20 protein-coding genes are annotated in these 17,470 nt (G+C 54.4%); 11 read left to right on the forward strand and 9 right to left on the reverse strand.

Features of this window, described 5'->3' with window-relative positions; translation table 11 throughout:
* Position 1 precedes the first annotated feature (1 nt).
* Positions 2-784: a hypothetical protein gene (locus tag ACDO57_RS06315; RefSeq protein WP_090417058.1), complete on the forward strand. Its 783-nt coding sequence runs from the start codon at positions 2-4 to the stop codon at positions 782-784.
* Here ACDO57_RS06315 and ACDO57_RS06320 read toward each other — a convergent pair.
* A complete protein-coding gene (locus ACDO57_RS06320; RefSeq protein WP_061715224.1) occupies positions 765-1,277 on the reverse strand; it encodes a GNAT family N-acetyltransferase in 513 nt (170 codons plus the stop codon). The two genes, ACDO57_RS06315 and ACDO57_RS06320, sit on opposite strands and share 20 nt — an antisense overlap.
* A 239-nt stretch (positions 1,278-1,516) precedes the next feature.
* Between ACDO57_RS06320 and ACDO57_RS06325 the strand changes: the two genes are divergently transcribed.
* Positions 1,517-2,059, forward strand: a complete 543-nt coding sequence (locus tag ACDO57_RS06325) for a phosphoglycerate mutase family protein (protein ID WP_090418191.1) — start codon at positions 1,517-1,519, stop codon at positions 2,057-2,059.
* Between the two features lie 45 nt (positions 2,060-2,104).
* On the opposite strand, the gene ACDO57_RS06330 is transcribed toward ACDO57_RS06325, so the two are convergent.
* From ACDO57_RS06330 to ACDO57_RS06340, 3 genes are all read right to left on the reverse strand, one after another.
* Positions 2,105-2,935: an oxidoreductase gene (locus ACDO57_RS06330; RefSeq protein ID WP_090417061.1), complete on the reverse strand. Its 831-nt coding sequence runs from the start codon at positions 2,933-2,935 to the stop codon at positions 2,105-2,107.
* A 116-nt stretch (positions 2,936-3,051) separates the two neighbouring features.
* On the reverse strand, positions 3,052-4,059 hold the full coding sequence (locus tag ACDO57_RS06335) for an AraC family transcriptional regulator (protein ID WP_090417063.1): 1,008 nt from the start codon (positions 4,057-4,059) through the stop codon (positions 3,052-3,054).
* Positions 4,060-4,097: 38 nt separating this feature from the next.
* Positions 4,098-4,589, reverse strand: a complete 492-nt coding sequence (locus tag ACDO57_RS06340; RefSeq protein ID WP_048989728.1) for an OsmC family protein — start codon at positions 4,587-4,589, stop codon at positions 4,098-4,100.
* Positions 4,590-4,709: 120 nt separating this feature from the next.
* Here ACDO57_RS06340 and ACDO57_RS06345 point away from each other — a divergent pair, with 120 nt between their 5' ends.
* Entirely contained in the window at positions 4,710-5,360 is a 651-nt protein-coding gene (locus tag ACDO57_RS06345; protein ID WP_061715227.1) for a GntR family transcriptional regulator, read from the forward strand.
* On the opposite strand, the gene ACDO57_RS06350 is transcribed toward ACDO57_RS06345, so the two are convergent.
* Complete coding sequence (locus ACDO57_RS06350) at positions 5,338-5,940, reverse strand: TetR/AcrR family transcriptional regulator (RefSeq protein WP_061715228.1); 603 nt, start codon at positions 5,938-5,940, stop codon at positions 5,338-5,340. The genes ACDO57_RS06345 and ACDO57_RS06350 overlap by 23 nt on opposite strands.
* 103 nt (positions 5,941-6,043) lie before the next feature.
* Here ACDO57_RS06350 and ACDO57_RS06355 point away from each other — a divergent pair, with 103 nt between their 5' ends.
* A complete protein-coding gene (locus ACDO57_RS06355; protein WP_032645324.1) occupies positions 6,044-6,511 on the forward strand; it encodes a nuclear transport factor 2 family protein in 468 nt (155 codons plus the stop codon).
* Positions 6,512-6,550: 39 nt separating this feature from the next.
* Here ACDO57_RS06355 and ACDO57_RS06360 read toward each other — a convergent pair whose 3' ends face one another.
* From ACDO57_RS06360 to ACDO57_RS06370, 3 genes are all read right to left on the reverse strand, one after another.
* Complete coding sequence (locus ACDO57_RS06360; RefSeq protein WP_370883697.1) at positions 6,551-7,090, reverse strand: ester cyclase; 540 nt, start codon at positions 7,088-7,090, stop codon at positions 6,551-6,553.
* Between the two features lie 64 nt (positions 7,091-7,154).
* On the reverse strand, positions 7,155-7,874 hold the full coding sequence (locus ACDO57_RS06365; protein WP_370883698.1) for an SDR family oxidoreductase: 720 nt from the start codon (positions 7,872-7,874) through the stop codon (positions 7,155-7,157).
* Positions 7,871-8,986, reverse strand: coding sequence for an alkene reductase (locus tag ACDO57_RS06370; protein WP_370883699.1), 1,116 nt, complete (start codon positions 8,984-8,986; stop codon positions 7,871-7,873). Before ACDO57_RS06370 ends, ACDO57_RS06365 begins: the two co-directional genes overlap by 4 nt.
* 99 nt (positions 8,987-9,085) lie before the next feature.
* Here ACDO57_RS06370 and ACDO57_RS06375 point away from each other — a divergent pair, with 99 nt between their 5' ends.
* The 3 genes from ACDO57_RS06375 to ACDO57_RS06385 all read left to right on the forward strand — a co-directional run bounded on the left by ACDO57_RS06375 (position 9,086) and on the right by ACDO57_RS06385 (position 11,071).
* Positions 9,086-9,997 (forward strand): LysR family transcriptional regulator, encoded by a 912-nt coding sequence (locus ACDO57_RS06375; RefSeq protein ID WP_370883700.1) that lies wholly within the window; start codon positions 9,086-9,088, stop codon positions 9,995-9,997.
* Positions 9,998-10,054: 57 nt separating this feature from the next.
* Complete coding sequence (locus tag ACDO57_RS06380) at positions 10,055-10,654, forward strand: HAD-IB family phosphatase (RefSeq protein ID WP_032647022.1); 600 nt, start codon at positions 10,055-10,057, stop codon at positions 10,652-10,654.
* Between the two features lie 102 nt (positions 10,655-10,756).
* Positions 10,757-11,071 (forward strand): PTS sugar transporter subunit IIB, encoded by a 315-nt coding sequence (locus ACDO57_RS06385; RefSeq protein ID WP_024908011.1) that lies wholly within the window; start codon positions 10,757-10,759, stop codon positions 11,069-11,071.
* Positions 11,072-11,104: 33 nt separating this feature from the next.
* Here the strand turns inward: ACDO57_RS06385 and ACDO57_RS06390 are convergent, their stop codons facing one another.
* On the reverse strand, positions 11,105-11,473 hold the full coding sequence (locus ACDO57_RS06390; protein ID WP_024908012.1) for a MerR family transcriptional regulator: 369 nt from the start codon (positions 11,471-11,473) through the stop codon (positions 11,105-11,107).
* 96 nt (positions 11,474-11,569) lie between these two features.
* Between ACDO57_RS06390 and ACDO57_RS06395 the strand changes: the two genes are divergently transcribed.
* From ACDO57_RS06395 to ACDO57_RS06410, 4 genes are all read left to right on the forward strand, one after another.
* Positions 11,570-12,364, forward strand: coding sequence for an SDR family oxidoreductase (locus tag ACDO57_RS06395; RefSeq protein ID WP_032647018.1), 795 nt, complete (start codon positions 11,570-11,572; stop codon positions 12,362-12,364).
* 208 nt (positions 12,365-12,572) lie between these two features.
* Entirely contained in the window at positions 12,573-13,187 is a 615-nt protein-coding gene (locus ACDO57_RS06400) for a TetR/AcrR family transcriptional regulator (protein WP_024908014.1), read from the forward strand.
* 74 nt (positions 13,188-13,261) lie between these two features.
* A complete protein-coding gene (locus ACDO57_RS06405; protein ID WP_032647017.1) occupies positions 13,262-14,371 on the forward strand; it encodes an efflux RND transporter periplasmic adaptor subunit in 1,110 nt (369 codons plus the stop codon).
* Positions 14,368-17,457, forward strand: coding sequence for an efflux RND transporter permease subunit (locus tag ACDO57_RS06410; RefSeq protein ID WP_370883701.1), 3,090 nt, complete (start codon positions 14,368-14,370; stop codon positions 17,455-17,457). The genes ACDO57_RS06405 and ACDO57_RS06410 overlap by 4 nt, the downstream gene beginning before the upstream one ends.
* Positions 17,458-17,470: the final 13 nt, after the last annotated feature.

Below are 17,470 nucleotides of genomic sequence, written 5' to 3' on the forward strand. Positions count from 1 at the left end.
TATGGGAACGGCGATATTTATGGTGCTGATGGTCTGCGGGTACTGGTACACCAGCCGCGACCTGTCGACCCGCTTTAAAATCAAGCGTTCCTTCGGCTGGGATGTCTATTTTCTCGTTGCGCTTTACGGCTGTATTTTCGTTCTGCAGGGGGTGATTGCCACGGGGTTGCTCTGGCTGCTGCTGCTTAGCCTTTCCGCCGCCAACAACGCTTTCCACTTTGCCTCACCGAAATACACCGACTGGCAAATCGACTTTATGAACTGGAGTTTTTTAGGCATTCAGGCGCCGGTGGTGGTAATGCTGGCGTTTGCCATCCTGTTTTGTCTCTACCGGTCTAACTGGGCAGGCAGTGCCAGGCTGGATGGCGAGAGTCGGAAAAAGCTCTACAAACGGCTTGCGCAGGCGAGCGGGATCGAGCAACTGCTCTATCAATGTATGGAGCAAGGCGAGCTGGCGCAGGTCACGCTCCGCTCGAGGCGGATATACGTGGGTATGATCCACACCGCGACGCTGGAATATGAAAAAACGGCCAATATCGTGCTGATCCCGATGTTGAGCGGGTACCGGGACGAGAAGACGATGAACCTGCGCATCGAGAATAATTACAGCCGGTGGTACGCCGAGCATGACATTACGCTCGACTCGGAACCCCGCAGCGCCATGTCATTCCGCAAGGTGATTTTACTCAATCAGATTGAGAGCATCTCGCTGTTCGATCCCGCCAGCGCCAGCGCGCTGTCGCTGGCACAGCATGACTCGCTTTCTAAAGAGGCATCCCCATAATCCTGAGTATGCTCTGCTGTGAGGCGGTTTCGAAAAGGACGTTCTTAACGCAGAGCATGCCCTGCTTCTGGTAGAACCGGTACGCTCCCGCGTTCTGCTCAAGCACCTCCAGCCAGAGATAGTCTTTCCCCCTGCTCCGGGCCATGTCTGTGATGTTGTTGAACATCACCTGACCATAGTTCTTGCCGGTTGCGGCGGGATCAAGGTAGAGCTTATTGAGGAGAACACCCTTCTTGTCCGTTTCTGGAAGCATGGCTTCCCAGGTCACTTTCATGAATCCCACTGGCCGATCGGTCTCTGCAACATACCAGGAAACAGCGTTATCTTTCAGGCTCTGTTCAACTACAGAACGCGCGTACTCTCCGTGCAGAAAATCCTTCATCTCTGCCTCTGACACCCACAGATGCTGAAAATGGGCGGGATAGATGCGATATCCCAGCTCGCTTAACAGCGTTGAATCGGCCCCGGTGGCCTGTCGAATTCGAAGAGACATGGAGGGTATCCTTACTAACCGCTTTAGGTGTGATGCCGTGCGAAACGAGAAAGACAAAAACAGTTACATTCTTGCCGCATATATTATTGCGGTGAACGACGTTAAGTACAGCCCGCGTGTTATGGATCTCGCCCGACACACCAAAACGGGTGGGTGAAAACCCTCACCAGATCGCGCTAGTCTGCCAGTGTTGAATGGATGACCAGGACTAGCGATTAGAACGTATGGAAATTATTTTGATGCGGCATGGAGAACCCCATTATAGGGGGGCGCCAAGGGTCTCGTGCAGGGAAATGACCGAATGGATCGACAGCTATAACCTCTCTTCGACGGGCAGCGACAGGCCGCCTGAAAGGGCTCAAATTCAGGCGTACCGCGCGCTCACGTTTCTCAGCAGCCCTCTCCCGCGAGCCCTTTCATCGTTGAAAACGCTGGGGTGTGAACCGGGCTTAATTGATGAGGTTTTTCGGGAAGCAGAGCTGCCGGTGTTCCGTATTCCAGGGTTACGACTATCGCCTTTTTACTGGGCAGCGCTGTTTCGCGTTCTTTGGCTCTGCGGCCTGTCTGGCGAGGCAGAGTGCGTGAGCGTCGCAAAAGAACGTGCCGTTAAGGCGGCAGAAATCCTGGTGAATGTCGCGAAGGACTCTGACGGCCCCGTCTTGCTCATGGGGCACGGAATGATCAATCGGTTTATTGCGAAGGAACTGATCGCATCAGGCTGGAAAGAACAGACTTCCCCGGGTACCGGTTACTGGGGAGCGGGGGTTTACAGCCTTGCGTAAGGGCACATACTGACACCGAGGATTTTTTCATCCTCGGTGCCTGGGTCATAGCGTCTGGCCAAGAATAACGCGATCGAACAGACGGTCTCCCAGCCAGAGACGCATGCGGATGAGCATCTTTGCATACTTGCCGGCTGCATAGCGTGTATGCGGATGAGGGCTTTTAACGGCGCGGGCAACCACGTCCGCAATCACCTTCGGGTCGCTGCCTCTGCCATTCCCATATGCATTTTTGACCGATTTAGCCACCTTCTCCACGAGGCGAGCGTAAGGGCCATTTGCTGAACGTTTAACTATATTGCCGCTGACCACATCACCAAAGCCTGTCTCGATTAAACCCGGTTCAACAATCACAACCTTAATGCCAAATTCAGCCACTTCAAGACGCAGACAGTCAGACCATCCCTCAAGCGCATGTTTCGTTGCGTGATACCAGGCTCCCAGAAGGGTGTAAATCTTACCCCCCATAGAGGTGATATTAATAATGTAACCGCTGCGTCTGGCACGCATGGCCGGGATCAGCAGTTGCGTAAGGCGGGCCGCACCAAACACGTTAACTTCAAACTGATAGCGAGCTTCTTCAATACCGATCTCTTCTACCGGTCCATAGAGCCCAAAACCCGCGTTGTTGACCAGTACGTCAACCCCACCTGTCTGCGACATGATGGTATTCACTGCAGCCAAAATGTCTTCATCACGTGAGATATCCATCCGCAGAGGGTACGCGCCAAGCTGGGCGAGATCGTGCATTTTCTCAACGCTACGGGCAGCAGCGTAAACCTGATAGCCATCCTGAATGAGACGACGGGCGATGGCTTTGCCCATACCTGACGATGCACCGGTGACCAGCGCAGTTTTTTTGTCCTGAGTAAACATAGATACCTCGGTGAGTAGACTGTGGCTAGTTTGCTCTCCTTCGACCTCATGTTAACTAGCGTATCGCGCCATGTGACTCGCAAACTGCGCCATCAGAGCGATACATACGCACGTGTTTACTCAAGACGCATGGCTGTCCTGGCCGCTTCAGGAGTCTGGCCCGTCCAGGTCATAAATGCGCGATAGAATGAGTTAGGATCTTCGAAACCCAGCAAAAACGCGATCTCATACCCGGAAAGACGCGTATTGCGAAGATAATGGCGGGCCAGGTGTTCACGACACGCGTTGACAAGGTTGCGAAAGTTTTCCCCTTCCTGCTCAAGCCTGCGCTGCAGCGTGCGTTTGCTCATTCCCAGACGCTCCGCCGCTTTTTCAATAGTCGCTTCGTTACCGGGAATAAGCTCCAGGAGTACCGCTCGTACACGATCGGCGGTTGAAGCCCGTTCATTTAACTGACCGAGACGACGCTGCAGTTCCGGTTCAAACACCTGCCACATCCCCTCATTGACCGTTAAAAAGGGTCGAAGCGCATCGGCTGCGGAAAAGCTGATGGCGGGCTGTTCTCCGTATTGCACGTCAGTACCAAAGAAACGCGAAAAGTGGCTGTTCTGAACCGATGACGGTAGCGCAGAAACGCAGATCCGTAAGGGGTTAACCGGCTCGCGAGTTCCCAGACGCAGAAGCTTGAGCAGGAAGCCCAGCTCTGCCACCTGGAGAAACGGCGGAATAGTTGTCGCAAAAAGCCAACACGGTGAGACGGTAAGGTTGCCGTTTTGGTCGACCGTTGTCTCCAGAACCATGGGAGCAATAAGCTGTTTATATCTGGCCAGACGCTGGACAGCCTGCATCATATTGCTGCTACACAGTGCGGCAAAAAGGGGCGGATCAAACACATCCGCAGAGATCAACTCAATGAGCGGGACGGGAAAGGCAGGATCGTTCGTTTCAGCCTCCAGCGCGTTCCAGAAGCGAATGTATTCACTCGTATCGAGTCCGCGCGCTTTTTGCAAAAAGAGATCGTCAGGTAATCCTGCCCTGCGGAGAATGCGTTCTGGCTCAAGCCCCGCGTCTTTCAGCAGCGTTTTCCAGCTTATATCGAGAGCGAAAGTACGGTTAGAAGCCATTTACTCATTCCCGGTTGAAGGTTATGCAACGCTTAGCGTTATTGTTCATCGACGGATGAACGGGCGCTATGCAGTATGGTTGGCTGGCAGGTCACCGGGAAATTCAGTGAGTTAGCAATAAAGCAGAGCTCATGCGCGCGGTGATGAAGTGCCACAGCGCGATCGATATCATCCCCTGGGCGAAGCGTGATTTGAGGCTTCAGGACAATAGAGGTGAAACACCCCTTTTCTCCTTCGCGCATCGTTCCTTCCGCCCGGTCAATATAGGTATAAACGCTTATCCCCGCTTCCGCGCAAAGATGCAAATACCATAATTTGTGACAGGCAGAGGCTGACGCGACAAGAAGATCTTCAGGATTCCAGCATGATGCATCCCCCAGAAATGCAGGGTCTGATGAACCTGAAATCGGAGATTTATCACCCGCCGTGATGTCATAAAGACGATCGTAGGCTTTATAGGATTCCGTCCCCCGACCTTTGTTCCCTTTCCACTCGACCTTAACCTGATAATGATGCTCACGATGGCTCATCTTGATGCTCCCGATAATGATATCCGATGGATTTTGCTGGCGATATTTGTTCGCAATCACCTGTCTCGACGTAAGCTATCAGATGGTATACCATTATTCCATCTTTTCAGGAGAAACAGTATGCAACTTAACGCCCTTTCGACCCCGGACGTGCTCGCCAGTGAATTAAGAAAGATGATAAACAGCGGTCGTCTGCGTGATGGAGAGAGGCTTGTTGAAAGGGATCTTGCCAGTCATTTTTCTGTCAGCCGAATCCCAATGAGAGAAGCAATCAGGCAGCTTGAACGCGATGGGCTGGTGGAAATTTTCAGGAACCGCGGCGCTGTTGTCAGAACGCTTTCTGTTGATGATCTGGATGAGATTTACTCCCTGCGTGCCTTACTGGAAGGGGAAGCCGTCTTTCAAAGCGTGAAAAACCTGAGCTCTGATACGCTGGCGAGGGCCGAACTGACGCATACGCTTCTCGCCAGAACGACTGAATTTGACATGCAGGGCACACTTAACCGGGAGTTCCACGATCTTGTCTACAGTGGGTGCAAAAACCAACGCCTGCTGAGGCTGATTAATGATACCCGCAATCAGATAGAGCGGTATGAATACCTTCAGCGAAAGCTCCTTTCAGCAACACCGGTTTTTCAGGATGACCATGCAGGTATCCTTACAGCCTGCAGGGAACGGGATGCCGGGAATGCACGAGCTGAAGTCGTGCGACATATTCTTAGTGCCGGAGAAATGCTTAAAACGTTTATCAGCCATCGCGACGAGGGTTAAGGGGAAATCCCGTTAACCCGGCTAATGCCCGCTTCAACGGAGTGATGACATCATCCGTCTCCATGCCCATTTGCGCATGAATAATGGCACCGTCAATGAGCAGCATGATTTCATTGACGACGCGCTCATCCGCGATCTTCGTCAGCGACGCAATAATATTCTTTGTTTCGATTTTATGATCGCGGCATATCTCTTTTATTTCGCTTTCAATATCTTCCGATTTTGCCTCAGCGCTGGCATTAATAAATGCGCAGCCGTGGAACTCAGGCGAAATAAACCATTCGTAAAGCGTTGCCGATATAGCATCAGAAGGTATTTCACCTTCATCAAGATGTCGACGCAGCGTGGATTCAAACCAGCCAATCCATATTTCGTGCCGATAGTGCAAATAGGCGAGAATAAGTAAACTTTTACTCGGAAAATGACGATAAAACGTCACCTTCGTCACTTTAGCCTCTTTAATAAGCGTATCCACGCCTGTCGCCCTGAAGCCTGTGGAATAAAACAGATCGTGCGCCGTAAGTAATATCTTATTTCTGACGCTGATTTTGGTATCGTTGCCTGCAGATTCTGTTTTCACTTTTTGGTAGCCTCAAAACGGATGTTGACAGCGTTATTTTACAGGCATAGATTACCGCATGTAGACAGACCTGTCTACATAATATAACACTGAGGTAATCGCCATGAACACACGTCCTCCTTTACCGCCCTTCACGCGTGAAAGCGCCATCGAAAAAGTCAGGCTGGCAGAAGATGGCTGGAACAGCCGCGACCCGGCGAAGGTCGCGCTGGCCTATACGCTGGATACCCAATGGCGCAACCGCGCGGAGTTCGCCACTAACCGTGAAGAAGCCCGGGCGTTTCTGGAGCGGAAATGGAAAAAAGAGCTGGACTATCGTCTGATTAAAGAGCTCTGGGCATTTACGGATAACCGCATCGCGGTGCGCTATGCCTATGAATGGCATGATGATTCCGGCAACTGGTTCCGCTCGTATGGCAATGAAAACTGGGAGTTTGAGCCGGACGGGTTGATGAAGCGACGCTTTGCCTGCGTAAACGATATGCCGATAAAAGAATCCGAGCGGCTGTTCCACTGGCCGCTGGGCAGACGCCCGGACGATCACCCTTCGCTGAGCGATCTTGGCTTATAGGATTTTCGCATCACTCCGGGCCGCCCCGGAGTGGTGAATTTACAATGCGCCCAGCTGTTTCATCAGCGTCAGGTTGTCCTCAATATGCCAGTTAGTCGCAATCTTGCCGTCAGCGATCTCATAGATATCCGTGGCGATAAAATCTATTTTCTGCCCCTTTCCCTTCAGCTTGCCAAATGTCCCGGTGAATGTGCCGTGAAAATGTAAATGCGAGACCACGCGATTGCCTGAAATAATCATTTGCTCAACGTCGCAGCGTAAATCAGGCACGGCTGTACGAAACGCACGGGAGGCTAAAATAGCGCCTTCGGGACCTTGCTTACGACCTTCCGGAGGCGTTTTATCGATGAAATTCACTGCCAGCGCATCACGCGCCAGGGACTCTTCTCCCGTATTCCAGAACGTTGCATATTCTCTGGCAACGGCTTCATTCGCCCGTAATTGCGCCTGGGGCAGGCTCTTATCAACAATAAGCTGTTTCGGTGGAAGCCATTCCAGCTGCGCCGAAAATGCGGTGCCGGACAGACCGGCAAGAATAAGCATCACCACAGCTGGACGAAAACACGTCGTATATTTCATGATATCTCTCAATAGAGTATTACATTACCCGCAGTCGATTTCCTGCGGTTCAAATCCGCGAGGGTCAGTTAATTAACGCCCCGCCCTCAATATCAATGACCGACCCCGTGACAAAGGGATTATCAATAGCGAAAAGATACCCTTGCGCGATGTCCTCCGCCCTTCCCCAGGCTTTGGCTGGCAGGGTTTCCGCCGCACCGGCGAGCATTTTTTCCCGCGCGGCGGAGTCCATGCCCGCGTACGCTTCCGTGTCGGTCAGCCCCGGACTCACGACGTTGACGCGTAGCGGTGAAAGCTCTTTCGCCAGCGCTTTTGTCGCGGCCTCAATCGCGGCATTCATCGTCGTTTTAACAATGGCACCCGCCACGGTGCGACGCGCCACGAACCCGCTGGTGAACGTCAGCGTACCGCGGGGAGCGATGTTCCCGCTGAGATAGCGGGCGACATTGATGCTTCCCCAGAATTTTGTATCAAAGGCCAGCCTTGCAGCGCGGAGATCAAGCCCGGAAAGAAGCCCTCCCGGAGCCTGTGAACCTGCGGTAACGACGATATTATTGACCTCACCCAGCGTTTCACCGAGCGCGACAAGCTCTGCCTCACGGCTGATATCCAGCACGAGGGTGTGAACAGACGCGGCGTGGGTGCTCAGCCGCTGCCGCGCAGCGTTCAGCTTCGCGCCGTCGCGGCCCGCAAGAATAATTTCCTCGCCTCGCCCGGCAAGCAGGCTGCCCACGGCGAAACCGATGCCGGACGCGCCGCCGATAATTAAGGTTTTACGGGTCATAACGTTTCCTCCTGCAGGATGTAAATGGGGTAATCGGTATAGCCCGTCGCGGTGCCGCCAAACAGCGTGGCGGGGTCGCGCACCTGGGCCATAGGCAGCTGGTGCGCCAGCCGGTGGGGTAAATCCGGGTTGGCAATAAACGGTCGTCCGAAGGCAATCAAATCGGCATAGCCGGCAGCAAGGATCTTTTCCGCTTTTTCAAGGTCATAGTTACCCGCAACGATAAGGGTTCCGCTAAACGTCTCGCGAAGCGATCGACGGAACTGTTCAGGTACCTGCGGCGCATCGTCCCAGTCGGCTTCCGCCAGGTGGATGAAAGCAATGCCTTTTTGCTCACACCAGGCCGCGAGCGCGAGTATGGCTTCCGTCACCTGCGGATCGTTCATCCCGCGCTGGGTAATAAACGGGGAAAGGCGAATGCCCGTACGCTCGCGGCCAATGGCCTCAGCAATGGCGCTTAACACCTCCTGAGCAAAGCGGATCCGGTTCTCCAGCGTGCCGCCGTACTCATCCGTGCGTTTATTGGATGTCTGACGCAGAAACTGGTCGATCAGATAGCCGTTTCCGCCGTGGATCTCCACGCCATCAAACCCGGCCTGGACGGCATTCAGTGCCGCCTGACGATAGTCCGCGACGATGCTGTGAATCTCCTTGCGCGAGAGCGTTCTCGGCTGCGGGCAGTCAACCATCTGGCCTTCCGCCTGTTCATTCACCACCCACACCTGCGCGTCCGGCGCCAGTGCTGACGGCGCAACGGGCTGACCATCCTGATGAAAACGGGCGTGCGACATTCGCCCCACGTGCCAGAGCTGAGAGAAAATAACCCCGCCCGCCTGATGCACGGCACCCGTCGTGAGCTGCCATCCTGAAACCTGCTCCGGCGAATGGATGCCGGGTGTCCATGAGTATCCCTGGCCCTGGGGCGAGATCTGCGTAGCTTCCGTGATGATTAATCCGGCGCTGGCCCGCTGCCGGTAATACTCTGCCATCAGCGTGGAGGGAATATTGCCCGGTTGAAGGGAGCGTGCGCGGGTCATCGGCGCCATAACGATACGGTTTTTCAGGTCTTGCTGCCCCAGCCTGTAGCGTTCAAAAAGTGAGGTACGTTGCATGTTTTCATCCCTTATGGTTTGGATGAAATCACTTTACAGACGGCATCTTGTTTTGATAATTACGCTAAAAGCAGATGCACTTTTCGGAAAATATGAATAATGGGCAAACTCGAAGACATGGCATTACTGGTTGAAGTGGCCGAGGCTGGCGGTCTTTCTGCCGCCGGACGACGCCTGTCGCTTTCCCCCGCCACCATGACGGCCAGGCTGAAGGCGATTGAGGAGCGTTACCAGACCCGTCTGTTTCACCGCTCAACGCGGTCCATCACGCTGACCCGCGCCGGGGAAGAGTTTTACCATGCCGCGCTGCGCGTGCTGGAGGAGGCGCATCACGCCGAGTCGTTACTGACGCAAAAAGAAGGCGTGCTCAGCGGCAACATTCGCCTTTCTGCCCCTTCGGACTTTGGCAGACAGTATCTTAGCCCCGCCGTCGTGGAATTCTCCCGACGCCATCCTGACGTTAAATTTTTCATCTCGCTAAAAGAACACGTTGAGGACCTGGTCGCTAACCGGTTGGATATGAGCGTGCGTTTCGGCAACCTGCCGGACAGCACCCTTGTCGTCAGAAACATCCGCCCGAACCATCGGGTACTGGTCGCCTCCGGGGAGTACCTTAACGAACGCGGCATCCCCGCCACGTTTGCAGATTTGGCTCAGCATCGGTGCCTGGCACTTGAGTCTCAGGGTGTGGTGATGAACGAATGGCGCTTTGAAACCAATGGCGAAGAAAGCATTGTACGCGTAGAGCCTGCCATGGTGTGCGACGACGGAGCATTGCTTCGCCAGTGGGCGCTCAGCGGAGCTGGCATCGCGGGGAAATCGTGGTGGGATGTAAAAGACGATGTTGATACAGGCAGACTCACGGTACTGTTTGCCGACAGCTTCACCGGTTTTAGTCGGTACGATCGCAAAGATGTCGGGCTGCAGTTTGTTTACCCGCAGCGTAAGCTGCAGCCGCTTCAGGTCACTGCGTTTAGCCAGTTTTTTCTCGACTGGCTAAAAAAACAATAACGCAATAAACAGTGATACACTCGCCCGATACAACTCATTATCCCGTCTTAACGGCTTATGACTACAAATATTGCTTTTTTCGACTTCGATGGAACGATAACGTTTTCCGACACCTTCACCCCGTTTATTTATCGCTCTGTTGATGAAAAAACGCTACGGCGTGGAAAGCTGCGCCTTCTTCCCTACATCCTCGCCTATAAAATCGGTGCGTTGTCGGGGTCGGTTTTACGAAAAAAAGTGGTAAGAATAGCGTTAGCTGGCAAATCAGAAGCTGAATTAAAAAAGGCCGGGCTTTTCTACAGTAAAACCGAAATTCCTGCCCTGTTGCGGGAGGATGCCATGAAGAAAATCAGCTGGCATAAGTCTCAAGGAGATACGGTGGTAGTGGTCTCAGCCTCGCTTGATTTATACCTTAAGCCGTGGTGCGAGCAGAATGGTCTGGAACTCTTATGCAGTGAAGTGGCATTTTCAGGTGGAAAAGCAACCGGAAAATACAAAAAGGGTGATTGCAGCGCCCGCTTAAAAAAAACGAAGATCATTGATCATTATGATTTATCTTCCTACAACGTCATCTATGCCTATGGCGATACGAAGGAAGATTTAGACATGCTCTCGCTTGCCTCGAAAAAATTTTATCAGTGGAAAGAGATGGCCTGACCCCGCCATGACATATTAATAAAACATCAAAATAAGAGATAGCGCGCATTTCGGTGACAACCTCAGGACTACTCTGGGAGCGGTTTTCAGGAGGTACAAAACATGAAAAAGCTTCTGATATGTTGTTTGTTTGGTAATACCGCAAACTCTCTCGCCAAAAAGATGCAGTCTCTGGCAGAACGTGAAGGCTATCCGCTGATGATTAGCGCTGTTGGGCTGGATAACTTCGCCAGTGTCGCTCCCGCTTTCGATGGTTTCCTCGTCGCACCGCACATTCAGTACAAACTCGATGAGATAAAAGAGACGGTGGGTAATACGCGTTCAATCGCCATTATTGAGAGCCTGCCCTATGCGTCCCTGGACGCGAAGAGGGTGTTGAATTTCGTGAAGGAACAGATGCCTGAACTGGCTGCGTGATAGATAAGGCCGCATCGGTTTTGCGGCCTCCGCTCAAAACTCATCGATACAAGGTTGACCAACCTTATTAATCGCATTGATTATCCTGGCTCTGAGTTCAATTAACGCCGCTTCTTTCTCTTCCAGCTGCTGCAGCTTGCGGCGCAGGGACGCTTGTTTTTGCTCAGCGGTAAATTTGTCGTCAATCCAGACAGCTAAAACCTCTGAGATTTCGGCTAAGGTAAAACCCAGCATTTTGGCATGCTTGATCATGTTTAAACGCTGTAAATCAACGGCGGAATAGACTTTGTAGTTATTGCTGCGATTAGGTTGCGGGATATTCTCTAATAGCCCTTGCCGCTCATAGTAACGCACCGTCTCTTTCGATAATCCCGTTTTCGCACACAGTTCACCAATTCGCATCGCGCCGCCCTCACCTTGTAAAAATCACGCTTGACCGTGTACCTAAGTGCACGGTTTATCCTGTGCGACATACATTAGGGAAACGGGATTAATAATATGAATTCTTTTGATTATACAGGAAAAACAGCGCTGGTTACCGGAGCGTCTTCGGGCATAGGTCGTGATTTCGCCAGGCAGCTCGCGGCCCGCGGCGTGGCCTTGATCCTGATCGCCCGCTCCGAACCAAAGCTGCAGGCGCTTGCCGCAGAGTTAGTCAGAAAGCATGGCGTATCCATCACGATTATTGTGCAGGATTTAGTGAAACCGGAAGCCATTCCCCACATTGTGGAACGGCTTGAAACCTTAAGGCGTTTCCCCGACATTCTGATCAACTGCGCCGGGTTCGCCACCTATGGGCCATTCGAAAAGCTGTCTATCGACAGGCAGCGTGATGAGATAAACGTGAACTGCCTGGCCCCTGTGGAGCTGACGCACGCCATGCTGCCGGGAATGCTCCAGAAAGGCTCGGGGATGATTATTAACGTGGCCTCAACGGCCGCGATGCAGCCGGATCCCTATATGGCGATTTATGGCGCAACCAAAGCCTTCCTGCTCTCGTTTTCGAATGCGCTGTGGGGTGAGTATCGCTCAAAGGGCATCCGCGTTCTGGCGCTTTGCCCCGGCGCAACGGATACGGCCTTTTTTGATGTGGTGAATGCGGAGGAAGCCTCGGTAGGTAAAAGAATGCCCGCAGACAAGGTGGTCGCCCTGGCGCTAAAGGCCGTGGAGAGTAACCGTAGCACCCTGATTACCGGATGCGGTAACTGGCTTCTGGGGCAGCTACACCGGTTCGTGACGCGAAAGCGTCTGGTGCTCATCGTTGAAAAAATATTGCGTCCACGCTCGGCTTAAGCAAAAACGGCTCTGTTCAGTGCAAGGGAGTTGCGCTGAAATCCTCGCTTATCGCAGACAGATAGATGCCATAGTGCACGAAAAACAGTGATACACTTACCCCACCTGGTTGATCGTCCCGTCTGAAGGGCGCATGATGAATGACGGTAACCAAAGTACGAAATGGTCACTCGTTGTTAATCGTAGCCTGTCACGCTAAGCTTAAATAATGACTAAAAATATGAACCCCCCATCAGCACGTGGTCCACTTGACCACGCTGTCAGAGAGCAAATCGTCGAAGCCGCTTTTGAGCACTTCGGTCACTACGGCTATGAAAAAACCACCGTCGCCGAGCTGGCTAAATCCATCGGTTTTTCTAAGTCCTACATTTATAAGTTTTTCGATTCCAAACAGGCTATCGGCGAGGTGATCTGCGCTAACCGCCTGGAGTTGATCATGGCGGCGGTGCTTTCCGCCATCAAGGATGCGCCGTCAGCAAGCGAAAAATTACGCCGTCTTTTCAAAGCGCTAACCGAAGCGGGAAGCGAGCTGTTTTTCCACGACCGTAAGCTGTACGACATTGCTGCCGTCGCCGCACGCGAGCAGTGGCCGTCGACAGAACGGTATGCAGAAAGCCTGATGAAGCTGATTGAGAGCATCATTATCGAAGGCAGGCAGGCCGGAGAGTTTGAGAGAAAAACGCCGCTGGACGAGGTCACACAGGCTATCCACATGGTGATGTGTCCTTTTATCAATCCCATCCAGCTACAGTACAACCTCGAAATGGCCCCCACCGCGGCGGTGCTTCTCTCTTCACTGATTTTAAGAAGCCTGGCCCCCTAAATTGTGACCATTGACATTTTTGGTCACTAGTCAGAGAATGCGGATACCGTTCTGTTACGTCAAAAAGGTTTCCCATGCTCAGGCTCACTTCAGCCCGCGTTGCCGTTTGTCTTCTGCCGTTTGCCCTGGTGGCATGCGGCGATATTTCCGCGAGTGACGATCCGCGCACAAAGCCACCGCTCGTCAGATCCGCTTCCGTCGAGCTTGCGAACAATACCGCCCGCGCCTTCACGGGCGTTGTGGTCGCAAGAACGCAAAGCGATTTGGGTTTCAGGGTTCAGGGAAAAATCCTCGAGCGACTGGTTGATACGGGGCAGACCGTCAAACAGGGCCAGCCCTTACTGCGCCTGGATCCCGTTGACCTGAAATTACAGGCTCAGGCGCAGCAGCGAGCGGTAGATGCTGCCCAGGCGCGCGCGCGAAAAGCCTCCAGCGATGAAGCGCGCTATCGCGGCCTTGTGGCATCCGGCGCCGTATCTGCCTCGGAGTATGACCAGATCAAAGCGGCGGCCGATACGGCCAGAGCCGATCTCAGCGCCGCCCGGGCACAGGCCAACGTGGCGCAAAACGCCACGGGCTATGCCGTACTGCTGGCGGATTCAGACGGTGTGGTCATGGAGACGCTCGCCGAGCCGGGTCAGGTCGTCAGTGCCGGACAGGTAGTGATCAGGCTCGCCAGAGCGGGACAGCGCGAAGCGCTCGTGCAGCTTCCGGAAACGCTGCGCCCTGCCGTCGGCAGCGAGGCGCAGGCCACCCTTTATGGCAAAGAAGAAAACCCGGTCACCGCAACGCTGCGCCTGCTGTCTGACTCTGCCGATGCCGCGACCCGCACGTATGAAGCCCGCTACGTGCTGGATGGCCTGCTGGCAAACGCGCCGCTGGGGGCGACCGTCACGCTGAACATTCAGGACAATAAAGCGGAAGGTCAGGTCATGCAGGTTCCGCTGGCTTCACTCTATGATGCAGGAAAAGGTCCCGGCGTCTGGCGTATTTCCGCCCAGCCGGCAAAAGTCGCATGGACGCCCGTCAAGGTGCTGAGCGTGGGTGAAGACGCGGTGCAGGTTACGGGCGGCGTGAAGCCCGGTGAGAAAATTGTTGCGTTAGGCGCCCATCTTCTGCACGAAGGTGAGGTCGTCAGGCTTGCTAAACAACGCAATGCCGCCCTGACGGAGAACACGCCATGAGCGGAAGCCGCTTCAACCTGTCAGCGCTGGCCGTCCGCGAACGTTCCATCACGCTGTTTCTGATCGTTCTGGTCACCATTGCCGGAATTTACGCCTTCTTTGGGCTCGGACGCGCGGAAGACCCACCCTTCACGGTAAAGCAAATGACGGTGATAACCGTCTGGCCTGGCGCCACCGCGCAGGAGATCCAGGATCAGGTCGCCGAACCGCTGGAAAAGCGCCTGCAGGAGCTCAAGTGGTACGACCGTACCGAAACCTATACCCGTCCCGGCATGGCGTTTATCACGTTGTCATTGCAGGACAAGACCCCGCCCGCCGAAGTGCAGGAGGAGTTCTATCAGGCGCGTAAGAAGCTTGGAGATGAATCTCAACGTCTTCCGGCGGGCGTCATCGGCCCGATGATCAATGACGAATTCTCGGATGTCACCTTTGCCCTCTTTGCCCTGAAAGCGAAAGGCGAACCGCAGCGGCAGCTGGTACGTGATGCCGAAGGCCTGCGCCAGCAGCTTCTGCACGTTCCCGGCGTGAAAAAAGTGAACATTATCGGCGAACAGGCCGAGCGGATTTATATCTCCTTCTCCCATGACCGTCTGGCGACGATAGGGCTCTCACCCCAGGATATTTTCAATGCGCTCAACAGCCAGAACGCGTTGACCGCGGCGGGTTCCATTGAGACCCGAGGCGCGCAAATTTTTATCCGCCTGGACGGCGCGTTCGATGAACTGCAGAAAATCCGCGATACGCCTTTTGTTGCTCAGGGCAAAACGCTCAAGCTGTCCGACGTGGCAACGGTTGAGCGAGGCTACGAAGATCCCCCGACGATGCTGATACGTAATCAGCATGAACCCGCCCTTCTGCTGGGCATCGTGATGCGCGAAGGCTGGAACGGTCTGGCGCTGGGTAAAGCGCTGGATGCGGAAACGGCAAAAATCAATGATAGCCTGCCGCTTGGCATGTCCCTGACCAAAGTCACCGACCAGTCCGTGAATATTCGCTCGTCGGTCGATGAGTTTATGTTCAAATTCTTCGTCGCCCTGCTTGTGGTCATGGTGGTGTGTTTTGTCAGCATGGGCTGGCGCGTGGGGGTGGTGGTTGCGGCGGCGGTCCCGCTGACGCTGGCGGTCGTCTTCGTGGTGATGGAAGCCGCGGGAATAAACTTTGACCGCGTGACATTGGGCTCCCTGATCCTCGCCCTCGGCCTGCTGGTTGACGATGCGATTATCGCTATCGAAATGATGGTGGTAAAAATGGAGGAAGGTTACGACAGAATCAAAGCCTCGGCCTTCGCCTGGAGCCATACCGCCGCGCCCATGCTGGCCGGAACCCTGGTGACGGCCATTGGCTTTATGCCGAATGGTTTTGCCCAGTCGACCGCCGGGGAATACACCAGCAATATGTTCTGGATTGTCGGCCTCGCCCTGATTGCATCGTGGTTTGTCGCGGTGGTGTTCACGCCCTATCTTGGGGTGAAGATCCTGCCGGCGATCCCCAAAGTAGAAGGAGGTCATGCCGCCATCTATAACACGCCTCGCTATAACCGTTTTCGCCAGCTGCTTGGCCGCGTTATCGCCAGGAAATGGCGGGTGGCCGGCGCTGTGGTCGCCATATTCATCCTGGCCGTGCTCGGCATGGGGCTGGTAAAAAAACAATTTTTCCCGACCTCCGACCGCCCGGAAGTGCTGGTTGAAGTGCAGATGCCCTACGGCACCTCGATAGCGCAAACCAGCGCCGCAACGGCAAAAATAGAAGCGTGGCTGGGCCAGCAGCCTGAAGCCAAAATTGTTACCGCCTATATTGGTCAGGGTTCGCCCCGCTTTTATCTGGCGATGGCGCCTGAACTGCCCGATCCGTCTTTTGCGAAAATCGTGATCCTGACAGACAGCGAGACGTCACGCGAGGCGCTCAAGCTCCGGCTGAGAGAAGCGGTCGCCAACGGCCTGGCGCCTGAAGCGCGCGTGCGGGTGACCCAGCTGGTGTTTGGCCCTTACTCGCCCTTCCCGGTTGCCTGGCGCGTGACGGGTCCGGATGTCGAACAGGTGCATGACATTGCTGATAAGGTGAAAGCCGTGCTCCAGGCAAGCCCGATGATGAGAACCGTCAACACCGACTGGGGGTCACGCGTTCCCGTATTGCATTTCACCCTCGATCAAAACCGCCTGCAGGCGACCGGCTTAACCTCCAGTGCCGTTGCCGAGCAGCTTCAGTTCCTGCTCTCAGGCGTGCCCGTCACCTCCGTGCGGGAAGATATTCGCTCGGTAGAGGTGATTGGCCGCGCGGCGGGAGATATCCGTCTTGACCCGGCAAAAATCGAGGGCTTTACCCTTGTCGGCAATGCGGGACAGCGCGTTCCGCTGTCTCAAATCGGCAAGATTGAGATTGGTATGGAAGATCCGATCCTGCGTCGTCGCGATCGCACCCCGACGATAACCGTGCGGGGAGATATCGCTAACAATCTTCAACCACCGGATGTGTCGGTCGCCATCATGAAGCAGCTCCAGCCGATTGTTAATGCGCTGCCGGCCGGATACCGTATCGACATGGCGGGTTCGATTGAGGAATCGGGCAAAGCCACGCAGGCCATGTTGCCGCTGTTCCCGATCATGATTGCCCTGACGCTGCTGATCATCATTTTGCAGGTGCGCTCAATCTCAGCGATGGTGATGGTGTTCTTAACCGCTCCGCTGGGGCTGATTGGCGTGGTGCCTGTACTGTTGATTTTCAATCAGCCGTTTGGCATCAACGCGCTGGTCGGTTTGATCGCCCTTTCCGGCATTCTAATGCGCAATACACTGATCCTGATCGGTCAAATCGATCATAACCAGAAGGACGGTCTCGAGCCGTTCCAGGCTGTGGTTGAAGCGACGGTCCAGCGCGCACGCCCGGTCCTGCTGACCGCCATGGCCGCCGTGCTGGCGTTCATTCCCCTGACGCATTCGGTGTTCTGGGGCACGCTGGCCTGGACGCTAATCGGCGGAACGCTGGGCGGGACGATCATCACGCTCGTCTTCCTGCCCGCGATGTATGCGATATGGTTCCGGATCCGCCCTGTGGAACAACGCGTGCAGCGCCCCGCAGAAAGCGTGTAAACTACCATGAGTA

Source organism: Enterobacter cloacae complex sp. 2015409, assembly GCF_041365315.1.
In the GTDB taxonomy this organism is placed as follows: domain Bacteria; phylum Pseudomonadota; class Gammaproteobacteria; order Enterobacterales; family Enterobacteriaceae; genus Enterobacter; species Enterobacter pseudoroggenkampii.